Raw genomic sequence first — 13,124 nt, forward strand, 5'->3', positions numbered from 1 at the left:
GGACGCAGCGTAGACCCCGGGCCGGTGCCGGACGGCAGAGGGCCGGGAGCGGGGCGCTGAGCAGCCATGGTAGTTTCGTTGAGCGGGAGCAGCCGTTGTATGCTGCTCCGGTTGCCCGATCCACATCGGGCTATTCCCCCTGGCAGCGCCACTCCAGATCCTGTGATCTTGATCCCGGCATGCCGGGATCAACCGTAAGTGCATCTGAAGTCTTTGGAGTGACCCGTGGCTGCCAACTGCGACGTCTGCGGCAAGGGGCCGGGCTTCGGCAACAACATCTCGCACTCGCACCGCCGTACGTCCCGCCGCTGGAACCCGAACATCCAGCGTGTGCGTACCGTGGTCGGCGGGACGCCGAAGCGCGTGAACGCCTGCACCTCGTGCATCAAGGCCGGCAAGGTCTCGCGCTGACGCTCAGCTGAGCGCGCGGCCACCCCGGTTCGCTGCACAGAGCCGGTCCACCTCCGGGTGGGCCGGCTTTTTGCCGTACCCGCGGACAGGTAACCCACGCGCAGGTACCCCCGCGCAGGTCAGCCCCTGAACCGCCAGCCGTGATCCACCGGCCCGATCCCGCCGCCCAGCGCGAACCCGGCGGCGATGGCCCCGGTGACGTACTCCTTGGCCGCCGCCACCGCCTCCGGCACGGTCAGCCCCTTGGCGAGCCCGGAGGCGATCGCGGAGGCGAGGGTGCAGCCCGTGCCGTGGGTGTGCCGGTTGTCGTGCCGGGGCGCCCGCAGCCAGTGCTCGGCGGACCCGTCCGTGAGGAGATCGACCGCGTCCCCGGACAGATGCCCGCCCTTGATCAGCACCCAGCGGGGCCCGTACTCCAGCACGGCCGCCGCGGCCCGTCGCAGATCGTCCTCGGACTCGACATGGACGCCTGTGAGTTGGGCCACCTCGTCGAGGTTCGGGGTCGCCACGGTCGCGGCCGGGAGCAGCTTGGTGCGGACCGACTCCAGCGCGGAGGCGGCCAGCAGCGCGTCCCCGTGCTTGGAGACGCCGACCGGGTCGACCACGGCCGGCGCGTCCGTGCTGGAGATCAACTCGGCGACCGCCTCGACCAGTTCGGCCGAGGCGAGCATGCCGGTCTTCACGGCGTCCACGCCGATGTCGTCCACGACGCTGCGGTACTGCGCCCGTACGGCCGCCACGGGCAGCTCCCAGGCCCCCTGCACGCCCAGGGAGTTCTGCGCGGTCACGGCGGTGATCACGCTCATGCCGTGCACGCCGTGGGCGAGCATCGTCTTCAGGTCGGCCTGGATGCCCGCGCCCCCGCCGGAGTCCGAGCCCGCCACCGTCAGCACGCGCGGGATCATGACTCCAGGTCCCCGAAGTGGTCCCAGCCGCCCTTGCTCGTCCAGGGCGCCCCGTCGACGGTCACCTGGGGCAGCGCGGACGGGTTGAGCACCTCGCCGATGACCTTCCAGCGGGCGGGCAGCTTCACGTCCGGCGGGAAGGTCGCCACGATCGCGTGGTCCTCTCCCCCGGCCAGCACCCACTGCATCGGGTCGACGCCGACGGCCTGCCCGATGTCGTTCATCTGCGAGGGCACGTCGATCGCCCCGGAGCGGATGTCGATACGGACCTTGCTGGCCTCCGCGATGTGCCCGAGGTCGGCGATCAGCCCGTCGCTCACGTCGCACATGGCGGTCGCGCCGAGCCCGGCCGCGGCGGGGCCCGCGTGGTACGGCGGCTCCGGACGGCGGTGGGCCTCCACGAAGGCGCGCGGCGAGCGGAAACCCCGGCTGAGCACGGCGTAGCCGGCCGCGGACCAGCCGAGCCAGCCCGTCACCGCGACGAGGTCGCCGGGCTGGGCGCCGGCCCGGGTGACGGGCTCCTGGTTGCGCAGATCGCCGAGCGCGGTGATCGACACCATGATCGTGTCGCCGCGTACGACATCACCGCCGACCACGGCCGCGCCCGCGACCTGGCACTCGTCGCGCAGGCCGTCCATCAGCTCGCTCGGCCAGGTGACCGGGAGTTCGGCGGGTACGACGAGACCGAGCAGCAGGGCCGTCGGTACGGCGCCCATGGCGGCGATGTCCGCGAGGTTCTGCGCGGCGGCCTTGCGGCCGACGTCGTAGGCCGTGGACCAGTCGCGGCGGAAGTGCCGGCCCTCCAGCAGGATGTCGGTGCTGGCCACGACCCTGCGGTCGGGCGCGGCCACCACCGCGGCGTCGTCGCCGGGACCGACCCGGACCGCCGGGGTCGTGGTGAGACGGGAGGTGAGCTCCCTGATGAGCCCGAACTCCCCGAGCTCACCAACAGTGCCCTTCATCGGCCTTTCGCCCCTTCTGTCCCTGTCCGTGCCCGGTCGCGAGCCGTCTGCGTCCTCGATACGGTCATGCTGACCGTGCTCGATACAGTCATGACGACGTCAACTTCTGTCGTGCCTGCACCCCGGCGCGCGAGCTCCGGTTCCCGCAGGTCTCCCCGCGGCGAGCGGCGACGCGATACCGTGGCGTTCCTTTTCCCCACATGATCCTCGTGGCCGCCCTGGAGGTTCCGTGGTACAGGCGTACATCCTGATCCAGACGGAGGTCGGCAAGGCGTCGACCGTCGCCGAGACGATCAGCAAGATCCCTGGTGTGATCCAGGCCGAGGACGTGACGGGTCCCTACGACGTCATCGTGCGCGCCCAGGCCGACACCGTCGACGACCTGGGCCGCATGGTGGTCGCCAAGGTCCAGCAAGTGGACGGCATCACCCGCACCCTGACCTGCCCGGTCGTCCATCTGTAGCCCCCGTCTACCCTTGGCCGGTGCACTCTTTCCGTCACCGGCCCCGCTCTGTCGTCGGGCTGCCCGCACTCGCCCTGCTGTTCGCCGCCGTGGGCTGCTCCTCAGGGGACGACAGCGCGTCCACGGCGGTTCCCAGCCCTGGCCCCGCGGTCGCTGAGCTGTGTCGGAAGCTGGATGCTGCGCTGCCCGACGAGGTCGGCGGTGTGGGCCGGGAGGATCCCTCGCCGGCGTCTGCGCTGACCGCGGGCTGGGGTGACGACCCGGCGATCATACTGCGGTGCGGGGTGGCCCAGCCGCCGAAGATGGTTTCCCCCGAGGTGGCCGAGGGGCGCGACCCCGATGCCGTTCCCGGTGGGGTGGAGGGTGTCGACTGGCTGATGGAGAAGCGGGACGGGGGGTGCGTACCGCTTCACCACGGCGAATCGGGAGGCCTATGTGGAGGTCGTCGTACCTCAGGGTGTCGACAGTTCCGCTGTGTTGATCGACTTGGCTTCCGCCATCAAGAAGACCGTGCCGTGGAAAGAAGGCTACGAAGCGCCGTAGGGGTGCGGGTTGTGCGCGGCTGACCGTCGCCCGTGGTTGCTCGCACAGTTCCCCGCGCCCCTGGGTCCCTTCAGCGAAGCCCGGTCGACCTGCGCAGGGCCGCCTGGATCAGGTTGTCCACCAGCTCCGGGTACGAGATCCCGCTCGCCTGCCACATCTGCGGGTACATCGAGATGGGCGTGAAGCCGGGCATCGTGTTGATCTCGTTGATCACGAACTCGCCGTCCTCGGTGAGGAAGAAGTCCGCGCGGACCAGGCCCTCGCAGGAAGCGGCGTCGAAGGCGTCCACCGCGAGGCGCTGGACCTCGGCGGTCTCCTCCGGCGTCAGAGGCGCCGGGACGATGCCCGGGGTGGAGTCGATGTACTTGGCGTCGAAGTCGTAGTAGGCGTGGGCGTCCGGCGGGGGGATCTCGGCCGGTGCGGAGGCACGCGGGCCGTCCTCGAACTCCAGGACGCCGCACTCGATCTCCCGGCCGCGCAGGGCCGCCTCGACGAGGATCTTGGGGTCGTGGCGCTGGGCCTCGGCGATGGCCTCGTCCAGGCCGGAGAGGTCGTCGACCTTGGTGATGCCGATGGAGGAGCCGGCGCGGGCGGGCTTCACGAACAGGGGCCAGCCGTGCTCGCCGGCGAAGTCGACGATCTTCTTGCGGGCGGCCGACTCGTCCTGCTGCCACTCGCGGGGGCGGATCACCACGTACGGGCCGACCTTGAGCCCGAAGGAGGTGAACACCCGCTTCATGTACTCCTTGTCCTGGCCGACGGCCGAGGCGAGCACGCCCGAGCCGACGTAGGGGACGCCGGAGAGCTCCAGGAGGCCCTGGAGGGTGCCGTCCTCGCCGTAGGGGCCGTGCAGGACGGGGAAGACCACGTCGACCTCGCCGAGGGCCTTGGGCACCGAGCCGGGCTCGCTGTAGACGACCTCGCGGTTCGCGGGGTCGACGGGGAGCACCACACCGCCATCCCCGGACTCGGCCAGCTCCTCGACGCTGGGCGTACGGCGGTCGGTGATCGCCATGCGCTCCGGCGCGTCGGCGGTCAGCGCCCAGCGGCCGTCCCGGGTGATGCCGATCGGCAGGACCTCGTACTTCGTCCGGTCGACTGCCTTCAGGACGGCGCCGGCCGTGACCACGGAGATCCCGTGTTCGGAGCTGCGGCCGCCGAACACGACGGCGACCCGCGGCTTGCGGGACGACTGCTCAGGGTTCTGGGGGAGGTTCTCGGTGCTCATAACGCGATGAGCGTACCCGCCCGTAGGGGTCGAGTCAGCGTCCGGCGCCCCCCTTCGCTCAGCGTCGCTCGGGCTTCGCGCTGCGCGACATCAGCTCCTTCAGGGCGACCACCGGAGGCTTGCCCTCGTGGACGATCCCGACGACCGTCTCGGTGATGGGCATGTCGACGCCGTGCCTGCGGGCCAGATCCAGCACGGACTGGCAGGACTTGACGCCCTCGGCGGTCTGCTTGGTGACGGCGATGGTCTCCTGCAGGGTCATGCCCTTGCCGAGGTTGGTGCCGAAGGTGTGGTTGCGGGACAGCGGCGAGGAGCAGGTGGCCACCAGGTCGCCGAGGCCCGCGAGTCCGGAGAAGGTGAGCGGGTCGGCGCCCATCGCCAGGCCCAGCCGGGTCGTCTCGGCGAGACCGCGGGTGATGAGCGAGCCCTTGGCGTTGTCGCCGAGGCCCATGCCGTCGGCGATGCCCACCGCGAGGCCGATGACGTTCTTCACGGCGCCGCCCAGCTCACAGCCGACGACGTCGGTGTTGGTGTACGGGCGGAAGTACGGGGTGTGGCAGGCGGCCTGGAGCCGCTGCGCGACCGACTCGTCGGTGCAGGCGACCACGGAGGCGGCCGGCATACGGGCGACGATCTCCCGGGCGAGGTTGGGTCCGGTGACGACGGCGATACGGTCGGCGCCGACCTTGGCGACGTCGTCGATCACCTCGCTCATCCGCATGGCGGAGCCGAGTTCGACGCCCTTCATCAGGGAGACCAGGATCGTGTCCGGGGCGAGCAGCGGGGTCCACTCGGCGAGGTTGCCGCGCAGGGTCTGCGACGGCACGGACAGGACCGTGAAGTCGGCGCCCGCGGCGGCCTCGGCGGGGTCGGTGGTGGCCCGCAGGTTCGCCGGGAGTTCGACGCCCGGGAAGTAGTCCGGGTTGACCCGGGTGGAGTTGATCGCCTCGGCGACCTCGGGGCGGCGCGCCCACAGGGTGACCTCGCAGCCCGCGTCGGCGAGCACCATGCCGAACGCCGTACCCCATGAACCGGCGCTGAAGACAGCCGCCTTGACCGGCTTGACCGGGTTGCTCACGTGCCCTGCCCCTCTGCCTGCCTGCCCTGGTTCTGCGCCTGGGTGCGACGCCGCTGCTCGATCCGCTCGCGGCGCGGGTCGTAGGGCGTCTCGGGCGCCTTCTCGCCGCGGATCTCCTCCAGCTGGCGGGTGATCGCGGCCATGATGACCTCGGTGGCCTCCTTCAGGACGTCCGCGGTCATCTCGCGGTCGTAGAAGGGCGTGAGGTCCACCGGCGGGCCCGCGAGGACGCGGTGCGTCTTGCGCGGCAGGAGGTTGGGCTTCTTCGCGTACGGCGGCAGCAGTTCGTTGCAGCCCCACTGGGCCACCGGGATCACCGGGCACTTGGTCTGCAGGGCGACGCGGGCGGCGCCGGTCTTGCCGGTCATGGGCCAGCCGTCGGGGTCGCGGGTGAGGGTGCCCTCGGGGTAGAAGGCGACGCATTCGCCGCGGTGCACGGCGTCGATCGCGGCGCGGAAGGCGCTGAGCGCGTCGGTGCTCTCCCGGTAGACGGGGATCTGTCCGGTGCCGCGCATCGCGGCGCCGACGAATCCCTTCTTGAAAAGGCCGCTCTTCGCCAGGAATCGCGGAACCCGTCCGGTGTTGTACTGGTAGTGCGCGTACCCGAAGGGGTCGACGTGCGAATTGTGGTTCACGACGGTGATAAATCCGCCCTCGGCCGGAATGTTCTCCATTCCACGCCAGTCCCGCTTGAGCAGAACCACCAGCGGTGGTTTGCAGATCACCGCGGCGAAGCGGTACCAGAAGCCGATTCTGCGGCGGGGCACGCGAGCACCTTCCTCTAGGGCCTGGGGGGCCGCACAAGTGTCGCCCCAGGCCGCCGGTCTGTCGAGAACACCGTACGCCCCGCCGCCGGAACCGCCAGATGGGACCGGGGGAACCGCCGTGCGGGCCCAGGGGAGAATGTTCCCGACTAGGGAGGGACGGAAGCGCGTGCTGTGGACGTTGGTCATTCCCCTGAAACCCCTGACGCTGGCCAAGAGCAGGCTCGCGGACACCGCCGGCGCCGGGGTGCGGCCGGGGCTGGCGCTCGCGTTCGCACAGGACACCGTGGCAGCCGCGCTGGCCTGCGTCGCGGTGCGGGATGTGGCGGTCGTCACGGACGACGCGCTGGCCGCGCGGGAGCTGGCGGCGCTGGGGGCGCGCATCGTCCCCGACGAGCCGCGCGCGGGCCTGAACGCCGCGCTGGCGCACGGCGAGGAGGTCGTCCGCGGTTCGCGCCCCCAAAGCCCGCTGGCGGCCCTCAATGCCGATCTTCCGGCTCTTCGCCCGGAGGAATTGGCGCGGGTGCTGGACGCGGCGACGCAATTCCCGCGCGCTTTTCTCCCGGACGCCGCCGAAATCGGCACGACCCTCCTCGCGGCCGCCCCGGGCCGGGATCTGCTGCCCGCATTCGGCCCGGATTCCCGGGCCCGCCATCGCGCGTCCGGCGCCACGGAACTCACGCCGCCCGCGGTGGATTCCGTACGACAGGACGTGGACACCGGTGACGATCTGCGCGCGGCGCTCGCGCTCGGGGTCGGCCCCCGTACGGCGGCGGCGGCCGAGCGGCTGACGTCGCCCGGGCAGTAGGCTGCGGGCATGCACGCGACCGCATACACGTACGACGCCGAGACGCGCAGCGGACAGGTGCTGCTCGACGACGGCACGCCGGTTCCGTTCGACACGGCCGCGTTCGACGCGGGCGGGCTGCGACTGCTGCGCCCGGGGCAGCGGGTGCGGATCGAGACCGAGGGCGAGGGCACGGCCCGCAAGATCACTCTGGTGACCCTGCAGACGTTCTGAACAGGCCTTAGGGCCTTCTGAACAGGCCTTATAGCGCTGCGGACACGCCGCGGGCCGGGCTCCCGAGGGAGTCCGGCCCGGCGCGTGAGTGCCCTGTGCCGTCGCTTACTTGCGCGTGGCGGTCTTCTTGGCGGTGGTCTTGCGCGCCGTCGACTTCTTGGCGGGCGCCTTCTTGGCGGTGACCTTCTTCGCCGGGGCCTTCTTGGCCGTCGCCTTCTTGGCGGTGGTCTTCTTGGCCGCGGTGGTCTTCGCGGTCGTGGTGGTCTTCTTGGCGGGGGCCTTCTTCGCCGTGGTCTTCTTCGCGGCCGCCGTGGTCTTCTTGGCGGTCGTCTTCTTCGCCGTGGTCTTCTTGGCGGCGGCGGTCTTGGTGGTCGCCTTCTTCGCGGCGGCCTTCTTCACGGTCGCGGAAGCTCCGCCGGTCAGGCTGCCCTTGGGTGCCTTCTTGACGGCGACGTCGTTCTTCGGGAGCTTCTTCGAGCCGCTGACCAGGTCCTTGAAGCCCTGTCCGGCGCGGAAGCGCGGGACCGACGTCTTCTTGACCCGAACCCGCTCGCCGGTCTGGGGGTTGCGGGCGTAGCGGGCCGGACGCTCGACCTTCTCGAACGAACCGAAGCCGGTGACCGAGACCCGGTCACCCGCGACCGTGGCACGGACGATGGCGTCCAGGACCGCGTCGACAGCGTCGGCGGCCTGCTGGCGGCCGCCCAGCTTGTCGGCAATCGCTTCTACGAGCTGCGCCTTGTTCACGTCTTCCCCTTCGGAGACATCGCCAGAACGAAAGTGTTCAAGCTTTTTCGCACGTTAGGCAGATATATACCGCAAATCAAACACGAAACGGGCTTATCACCCTTGTGCCGCAACGGACTCGACCGCACCGGGGTTGTTCAGCGGTCCTCTTCGGGCAGACGCCCCGCATCGAGGTCCGCGGTGAACCGCTCCAGACGCCTTGTCGCATCGGCGAGATCGTGCTTGGCCGCGGCCGTAATGACCAGCAGCTTCCGGGCCAGCGCCATCCGTACGCCCTCCGGGACTTGCAGTGCGCGCACTCTTGCGTGCGCTTCCTTGAGTTGGTTCGCGACCGCCGCATAGAGCTCGAGTTGGCCGTCGTGTTCCATGCACAGATTGTGCCATCTGGGGCGAGTTGTCGCCTGCTCGGGGGGCAACTGCCACGCCGAAAGGCTGTCCGAACTCCCGCCGCCGTCACGGTCCGACGGCTCGCCTACCCCGGCAATCAGCCTTGTAACCAGGGAAGTTGGCCCGCCGGGCGACGACGGGCACGACTGTGCGAGCGCGAAAACAGCTGTACCCCCGATCGGGGCGATCGGGGGTACAGCGGGGGTTGTGGGTGGCCGGAATTCGACCCCCGTCAGGGGGTGCGGCTCAGACCTGGAGCGTCCGCGGCTTGTACGCGGGGCGCTCCGCCTCGTACGTGGCGATGTCCGCCTCGTTCTGCAGGGTGATGGAGATGTCGTCCAGGCCGTTCAGCAGCCGCCAGCGGGAGTTCTCGTCCAGCTCGAAGGAGGCGGTGATGCCCTCGGCGCGCACCTCGCGGGCCTGCAGGTCGACCGTGATCTCGGCCTGCGGGTCCTTCTCCGTGAGCTCCTGCAGCGCGTCCACGATCTTCTGCTCCAGAACCACCGTGAGCAGGCCGTTCTTCAGCGAGTTGCCGCGGAAGATGTCGGCGAAGCGCGAGGAGATCACGGCCTTGAAGCCGTAGTTCTGCAGCGCCCAGACGGCGTGCTCACGGGAGGAGCCGGTGCCGAAGTCGGGGCCGGCGACCAGCACGGTCGCACCCTGCCGCTCGGGCCGGTTGAGCACGAACTCCGGGTCCTTGCGCCAGGCCTCGAACAGACCGTCCTCGAAGCCGTCCCGGGTCACCTTCTTGAGCCAGTGAGCAGGGATGATCTGGTCGGTGTCGACGTTGGAGCGGCGCAGCGGGACGGCCCGGCCGGTGTGCGTGGTGAATGCTTCCATGGCTGATCAGACTCCAGCGGGCGTACGGGTCTCGGCGTCGGACAGGTCGGCCGGGGAGGCCAGGTGGCCCAGGACGGCCGTGGCGGCCGCGACCTGCGGCGACACCAGGTGGGTACGCCCGCCCTTGCCCTGCCGGCCCTCGAAGTTGCGGTTGGAGGTGGACGCGGAGCGCTCACCGGGGGCCAGCTGGTCGGGGTTCATGCCCAGGCACATCGAGCAGCCCGCGTGCCGCCACTCGGCGCCGGCCTCCTTGAAGACCACGTCCAGACCCTCGGAGACGGCCTGCAGACCGACCCGCGCGGAGCCGGGGACCACCAGCATCCGTACGCCGTCGGCGACTTTGCGGCCCTTGAGCAGATCGGCCGCGGCCCGCAGGTCCTCGATGCGGCCGTTGGTGCAGGAGCCTACGAAGACGGTGTCCACCTTGATGGAGCGCAGCGGCTGACCGGCCTCCAACCCCATGTACTCCAGGGCCTTTTCGGCGGCGAGGCGCTCCGATGCGTCTTCGTACGAAGCCGGGTCGGGGACGTTCGCCGAAAGCGGCGAGCCCTGCCCGGGGTTGGTGCCCCAGGTGACGAACGGCGACAGCTCGGCGGCCTCGATGACCACCTCGGCGTCGAACTCGGCGTCGTCGTCGGTGCGCAGCGTCTTCCAGTACTCGACGGCCGCGTCCCAGTCGGCGCCCTCGGGGGCGTGCGGGCGGCCCTTGAGGTAGGCGAAGGTGGTCTCGTCGGGGGCGATCATGCCCGCGCGGGCGCCGGCCTCGATCGACATGTTGCAGATGGTCATCCGGGCCTCCATCGAGAGCTTCTCGATGGCCTCGCCGCGGTACTCCAGGATGTAGCCCTGGCCGCCGCCCGTGCCGATCTTGGCGATGATCGCCAGGATCAGGTCCTTGGCGGTGACGCCGTCGGGCAGCTCGCCGTTGACCGTGATCGCCATGGTCTTCGGGCGGGCCAGCGGCAGCGTCTGGGTGGCCAGCACGTGCTCGACCTGCGAGGTGCCGATGCCGAAGGCCAGCGCGCCGAAGGCGCCGTGCGTGGAGGTGTGCGAGTCACCGCAGACGACCGTGGTGCCGGGCTGGGTCAGGCCCAGCTGCGGGCCCACGACGTGGACGACGCCCTGCTCGACGTCGCCCAGCGGGTGCAGGCGCACCCCGAACTCGGCGCAGTTCTTGCGCAGCGTCTCCAGCTGGGCGCGGGAGACCGGGTCCGCGATGGGCTTGTCGATGTCGAGGGTCGGGGTGTTGTGGTCCTCGGTGGCGATGGTCAGGTCGAGACGGCGCACCGTGCGGCCGCTCTTGCGGAGGCCGTCGAAGGCCTGCGGGCTGGTCACCTCGTGCAGCAGGTGCAGATCGATGTAGAGGAGGTCGGGCTCGCCCTCGGCGCGCCGGACGACGTGGTCGTCCCAGACCTTCTCCGCGAGTGTCCTACCCATCGCTTTCCCTCCGGCCGGCAAAGGTGCGCCGGCCCAACTAGAGATCTTTGAGGAGACGGCGCCCGCACCCCTGATCCGGGCACTCGCCGCCAGGCCCGTTGGTCCGCGGGCCGCTGTGCATCAAGGGTCGCGCGTTCCGGAGAAAATTGAACTTGCGTTTCACAGAGTGAGACGCGAGTATCGTTGCATGGACAACAGTAGCGGCGTCGGCGTTCTGGACAAGGCGGCCCTCGTCCTGAGCGCTCTGGAGTCCGGTCCGGCCACCCTCGCGGGTCTGGTCGCGGCCACCGGACTGGCACGACCCACAGCTCACCGCCTGGCTGTGGCTCTGGAACACCACCGCATGGTGGCACGCGACATGCAGGGCCGGTTCATCCTCGGCCCGCGCCTGGCAGAACTGGCCGCGGCGGCCGGCGAGGACCGTCTCCTCGCGACGGCCGGCCCGGTGCTCACCCACCTCCGTGACGTCACGGGCGAGAGCGCGCAGCTCTATCGCCGCCAGGGCGACATGCGCATCTGCGTCGCCGCGGCGGAGCGCCTGTCCGGACTGCGGGACACCGTCCCGGTCGGCTCGACGCTCACGATGAAGGCCGGTTCCTCGGCGCAGATCCTCATGGCCTGGGAGGAGCCCGAGCGCCTGCACCGCGGCCTGCAGGGCGCCCGCTTCACGGCGACGGCCCTGTCGGGCGTACGCCGCCGCGGCTGGGCCCAGTCGATCGGCGAGCGCGAGCCGGGCGTGGCCTCGGTCTCCGCGCCCGTACGAGGCCCCTCCAACCGCGTCGTGGCCGCGGTGTCCGTCTCGGGCCCCATCGAGCGCCTGACCCGCCACCCGGGCCGTATGCACGCCCAGGCCGTCATCGACGCGGCAGCCCGCCTCTCGGAGGCCCTGCGCCGCACGGGCTGACAGCAACAAGAAAGCGCCGCAGGGACGAGGCGGCCTCAACGCCGCGGCGGCTTCGTCCCTTCGCACTCCCTCAGGGGCACGTCCTCAGGGGCGCGGGGCTGTATCAATGTGCGGCTCCGCCGCGTGGGCGCGACCAGCCACAACCGGCCCGCAGCCGCCCGCGAACAGCCGCCGTACGGCGCTCAGGCGGCCTTCTCGCCCCCCGACCGATGAGCGAACCGATCCTTCGCGTACCGCCCCCGCTCAGCGAGCGGCACCTGCCCATGCGCATCCGCCAGCCCGAACGCCGGCATGTCCCCGTAGATCGCCTCGTAGGACCCTTCAGGCACGACATACGCCTCGTGCCAGATCCCGACGTGCCCCCGCACCTTCCCCTTGCGGTCCATGCCGTTGACCCGCGTCCAGACCTTGCGGTGAAACGCATCCGCCGCGCTCGCGTACTCGTACAGCTTCGCCTTCGACTCCCAGTACTGCACGACGTAGTACGTCCGCGGCGAAGCCGTCAGCAGCACCCGCGACAGCAGCCCCCGCCCCGGCTCCTTCTTCAGTTCCGCCAGCATCCGGAACATCGCGAGCATCACCGGGAGCCACTGGTGCACCGCCCAGAACCTGTTGATCCGCATCCCTATCAGCAGGACGATCACGTCCCCCCGAGCATCCGCGGTCGTCAGCCGCATAGCGCGGCCCGTCGCCTTCTCCGTGTCCGCCATGCTTGGATAGTGCCGCTACCCAATGAAAGGCGCAAGACATGCGGCTCGCCGAATTGAGCAACCGCAGCGGTGTCGCCACCGCGACGATCAAGTACTACCTGCGCGAGGGCCTGTTGCCGCCCGGCCGCCAGATCAACGCGACCACGGCGGAGTACGACGAGACGCACCTGCGCCGGCTGCGCCTGGTGCGGGCGCTGATCCAGGTCGGCAAGGTCCCGGTGGCCAACGCCCGGGAGGTGCTCAAGCACGTCGACGACGACTCCCTGGGCCGCACCATCCGGCTGGGCGCGGCCCTGTGGGAGCTTCCGCAGGACCCGGAGCCGGACGCGGAGGACGAGTTCGTCCGGGCCGCGCAGCAGGAGGTCGCCGCGCTCCTGGACCGGCTCGGCTGGGACAACGCCAAGCAGCTCTCGAGCATCTCCCCCGCGTACCGCTCGCTGGTGACGGGGGTGGCCGCGTTCCGCCGGCTCGGCTACGACTGGGGGGCCGAACAGCTCGCGCCGTACGCCGAGTTGATGCACCGGACGGCCGTGCTGGACATGGACAACATGGAGACGTACCCGTCGGACGCGGAGCGGGTGGAGTTCGCCGTGCTGGGGGCCATCCTCAACGAGCCGGTGCTGCAGGCGCTGCACCGGCTGGCGCAGGAGGAGGAGTCGACGCGGCGGTACGGCTTCGAGTGAACGCCTAAGGGGCCCCCGCCGAAGCGGAGGCCCCTTGGGAC

General features: G+C 70.6%; 16 protein-coding genes and 1 pseudogene. 7 read left to right on the forward strand and 10 right to left on the reverse strand.

The features are described 5' to 3' along the window. Nucleotides 1-225: 225 nt before the first annotated feature. Complete coding sequence (gene rpmB, locus RKD23_RS11265; protein ID WP_003993230.1) at nucleotides 226-411, forward strand: 50S ribosomal protein L28; 186 nt, start codon at nucleotides 226-228, stop codon at nucleotides 409-411. Nucleotides 412-530: 119 nt separating this feature from the next. Here the strand turns inward: rpmB and thiD are convergent, their stop codons facing one another. Continuing rightward, nucleotides 531-1,316, reverse strand: a complete 786-nt coding sequence (gene thiD / locus RKD23_RS11270; RefSeq protein WP_424853568.1) for a bifunctional hydroxymethylpyrimidine kinase/phosphomethylpyrimidine kinase — start codon at nucleotides 1,314-1,316, stop codon at nucleotides 531-533. Continuing rightward, on the reverse strand, nucleotides 1,313-2,278 hold the full coding sequence (locus tag RKD23_RS11275) for a thiamine-phosphate kinase (RefSeq protein WP_404046301.1): 966 nt from the start codon (nucleotides 2,276-2,278) through the stop codon (nucleotides 1,313-1,315). Before RKD23_RS11275 ends, thiD begins: the two co-directional genes overlap by 4 nt. 229 nt (nucleotides 2,279-2,507) lie before the next feature. Between RKD23_RS11275 and RKD23_RS11280 the strand changes: the two genes are divergently transcribed. Both RKD23_RS11280 and RKD23_RS11285 read left to right on the forward strand, forming a co-directional pair. Further along, nucleotides 2,508-2,741 carry an Lrp/AsnC family transcriptional regulator gene (locus RKD23_RS11280; protein ID WP_003997603.1) on the forward strand — a complete coding sequence of 78 codons (234 nt, stop codon included), beginning with the start codon at nucleotides 2,508-2,510 and terminating at the stop codon, nucleotides 2,739-2,741. Nucleotides 2,742-2,761: 20 nt separating this feature from the next. Beyond that, nucleotides 2,762-3,284: pseudogene (locus RKD23_RS11285) on the forward strand (DUF3515 domain-containing protein). Between the two features lie 70 nt (nucleotides 3,285-3,354). Here the strand turns inward: RKD23_RS11285 and RKD23_RS11290 are convergent. Genes RKD23_RS11290 through RKD23_RS11300 form a run of 3 tightly spaced genes read right to left on the reverse strand, consistent with a single transcriptional unit; the run spans nucleotide 3,355 to nucleotide 6,357 of the window. Continuing rightward, on the reverse strand, nucleotides 3,355-4,512 hold the full coding sequence (locus tag RKD23_RS11290) for a D-alanine--D-alanine ligase family protein (RefSeq protein ID WP_424853569.1): 1,158 nt from the start codon (nucleotides 4,510-4,512) through the stop codon (nucleotides 3,355-3,357). A 58-nt stretch (nucleotides 4,513-4,570) separates the two neighbouring features. Further along, nucleotides 4,571-5,590, reverse strand: coding sequence for an NAD(P)H-dependent glycerol-3-phosphate dehydrogenase (locus RKD23_RS11295; protein WP_424853570.1), 1,020 nt, complete (start codon nucleotides 5,588-5,590; stop codon nucleotides 4,571-4,573). Beyond that, nucleotides 5,587-6,357, reverse strand: coding sequence for a lysophospholipid acyltransferase family protein (locus tag RKD23_RS11300; protein WP_424853571.1), 771 nt, complete (start codon nucleotides 6,355-6,357; stop codon nucleotides 5,587-5,589). Before RKD23_RS11300 ends, RKD23_RS11295 begins: the two co-directional genes overlap by 4 nt. 166 nt (nucleotides 6,358-6,523) lie before the next feature. Here RKD23_RS11300 and cofC point away from each other — a divergent pair, with 166 nt between their 5' ends. Further along, entirely contained in the window at nucleotides 6,524-7,162 is a 639-nt protein-coding gene (gene cofC / locus RKD23_RS11305; RefSeq protein ID WP_424853572.1) for a 2-phospho-L-lactate guanylyltransferase, read from the forward strand. A gap of 9 nt (nucleotides 7,163-7,171) precedes the next feature. Continuing rightward, nucleotides 7,172-7,375: a hypothetical protein gene (locus RKD23_RS11310; RefSeq protein WP_404046286.1), complete on the forward strand. Its 204-nt coding sequence runs from the start codon at nucleotides 7,172-7,174 to the stop codon at nucleotides 7,373-7,375. A 105-nt stretch (nucleotides 7,376-7,480) separates the two neighbouring features. Here the strand turns inward: RKD23_RS11310 and RKD23_RS11315 are convergent, their stop codons facing one another. From RKD23_RS11315 to leuC, 4 genes are all read right to left on the reverse strand, one after another. Further along, entirely contained in the window at nucleotides 7,481-8,122 is a 642-nt protein-coding gene (locus RKD23_RS11315; protein ID WP_404046283.1) for an HU family DNA-binding protein, read from the reverse strand. A 137-nt stretch (nucleotides 8,123-8,259) separates the two neighbouring features. After that, on the reverse strand, nucleotides 8,260-8,490 hold the full coding sequence (locus RKD23_RS11320) for a hypothetical protein (RefSeq protein ID WP_404046280.1): 231 nt from the start codon (nucleotides 8,488-8,490) through the stop codon (nucleotides 8,260-8,262). A 265-nt stretch (nucleotides 8,491-8,755) separates the two neighbouring features. Beyond that, nucleotides 8,756-9,349 (reverse strand): 3-isopropylmalate dehydratase small subunit, encoded by a 594-nt coding sequence (gene leuD, locus RKD23_RS11325; protein ID WP_424853573.1) that lies wholly within the window; start codon nucleotides 9,347-9,349, stop codon nucleotides 8,756-8,758. A gap of 6 nt (nucleotides 9,350-9,355) precedes the next feature. Then, nucleotides 9,356-10,786 (reverse strand): 3-isopropylmalate dehydratase large subunit, encoded by a 1,431-nt coding sequence (gene leuC, locus RKD23_RS11330; protein ID WP_424853574.1) that lies wholly within the window; start codon nucleotides 10,784-10,786, stop codon nucleotides 9,356-9,358. Nucleotides 10,787-10,973: 187 nt separating this feature from the next. Between leuC and ndgR the strand changes: the two genes are divergently transcribed. Next, nucleotides 10,974-11,690: an IclR family transcriptional regulator NdgR gene (gene ndgR, locus RKD23_RS11335; RefSeq protein ID WP_015036427.1), complete on the forward strand. Its 717-nt coding sequence runs from the start codon at nucleotides 10,974-10,976 to the stop codon at nucleotides 11,688-11,690. A gap of 182 nt (nucleotides 11,691-11,872) precedes the next feature. Here the strand turns inward: ndgR and RKD23_RS11340 are convergent, their stop codons facing one another. Then, on the reverse strand, nucleotides 11,873-12,367 hold the full coding sequence (locus RKD23_RS11340; protein WP_424858216.1) for a DUF4188 domain-containing protein: 495 nt from the start codon (nucleotides 12,365-12,367) through the stop codon (nucleotides 11,873-11,875). 71 nt (nucleotides 12,368-12,438) lie between these two features. Here RKD23_RS11340 and RKD23_RS11345 point away from each other — a divergent pair, with 71 nt between their 5' ends. Beyond that, nucleotides 12,439-13,083, forward strand: coding sequence for a MerR family transcriptional regulator (locus tag RKD23_RS11345; RefSeq protein ID WP_424853575.1), 645 nt, complete (start codon nucleotides 12,439-12,441; stop codon nucleotides 13,081-13,083). The last annotated feature ends 41 nt before the right edge of the window (nucleotides 13,084-13,124 follow it).

The sequence above is a fragment of the Streptomyces sp. SAI-170 genome, from assembly GCF_049739565.1.
Taxonomy (GTDB): Bacteria; Actinomycetota; Actinomycetes; order Streptomycetales; family Streptomycetaceae; genus Streptomyces.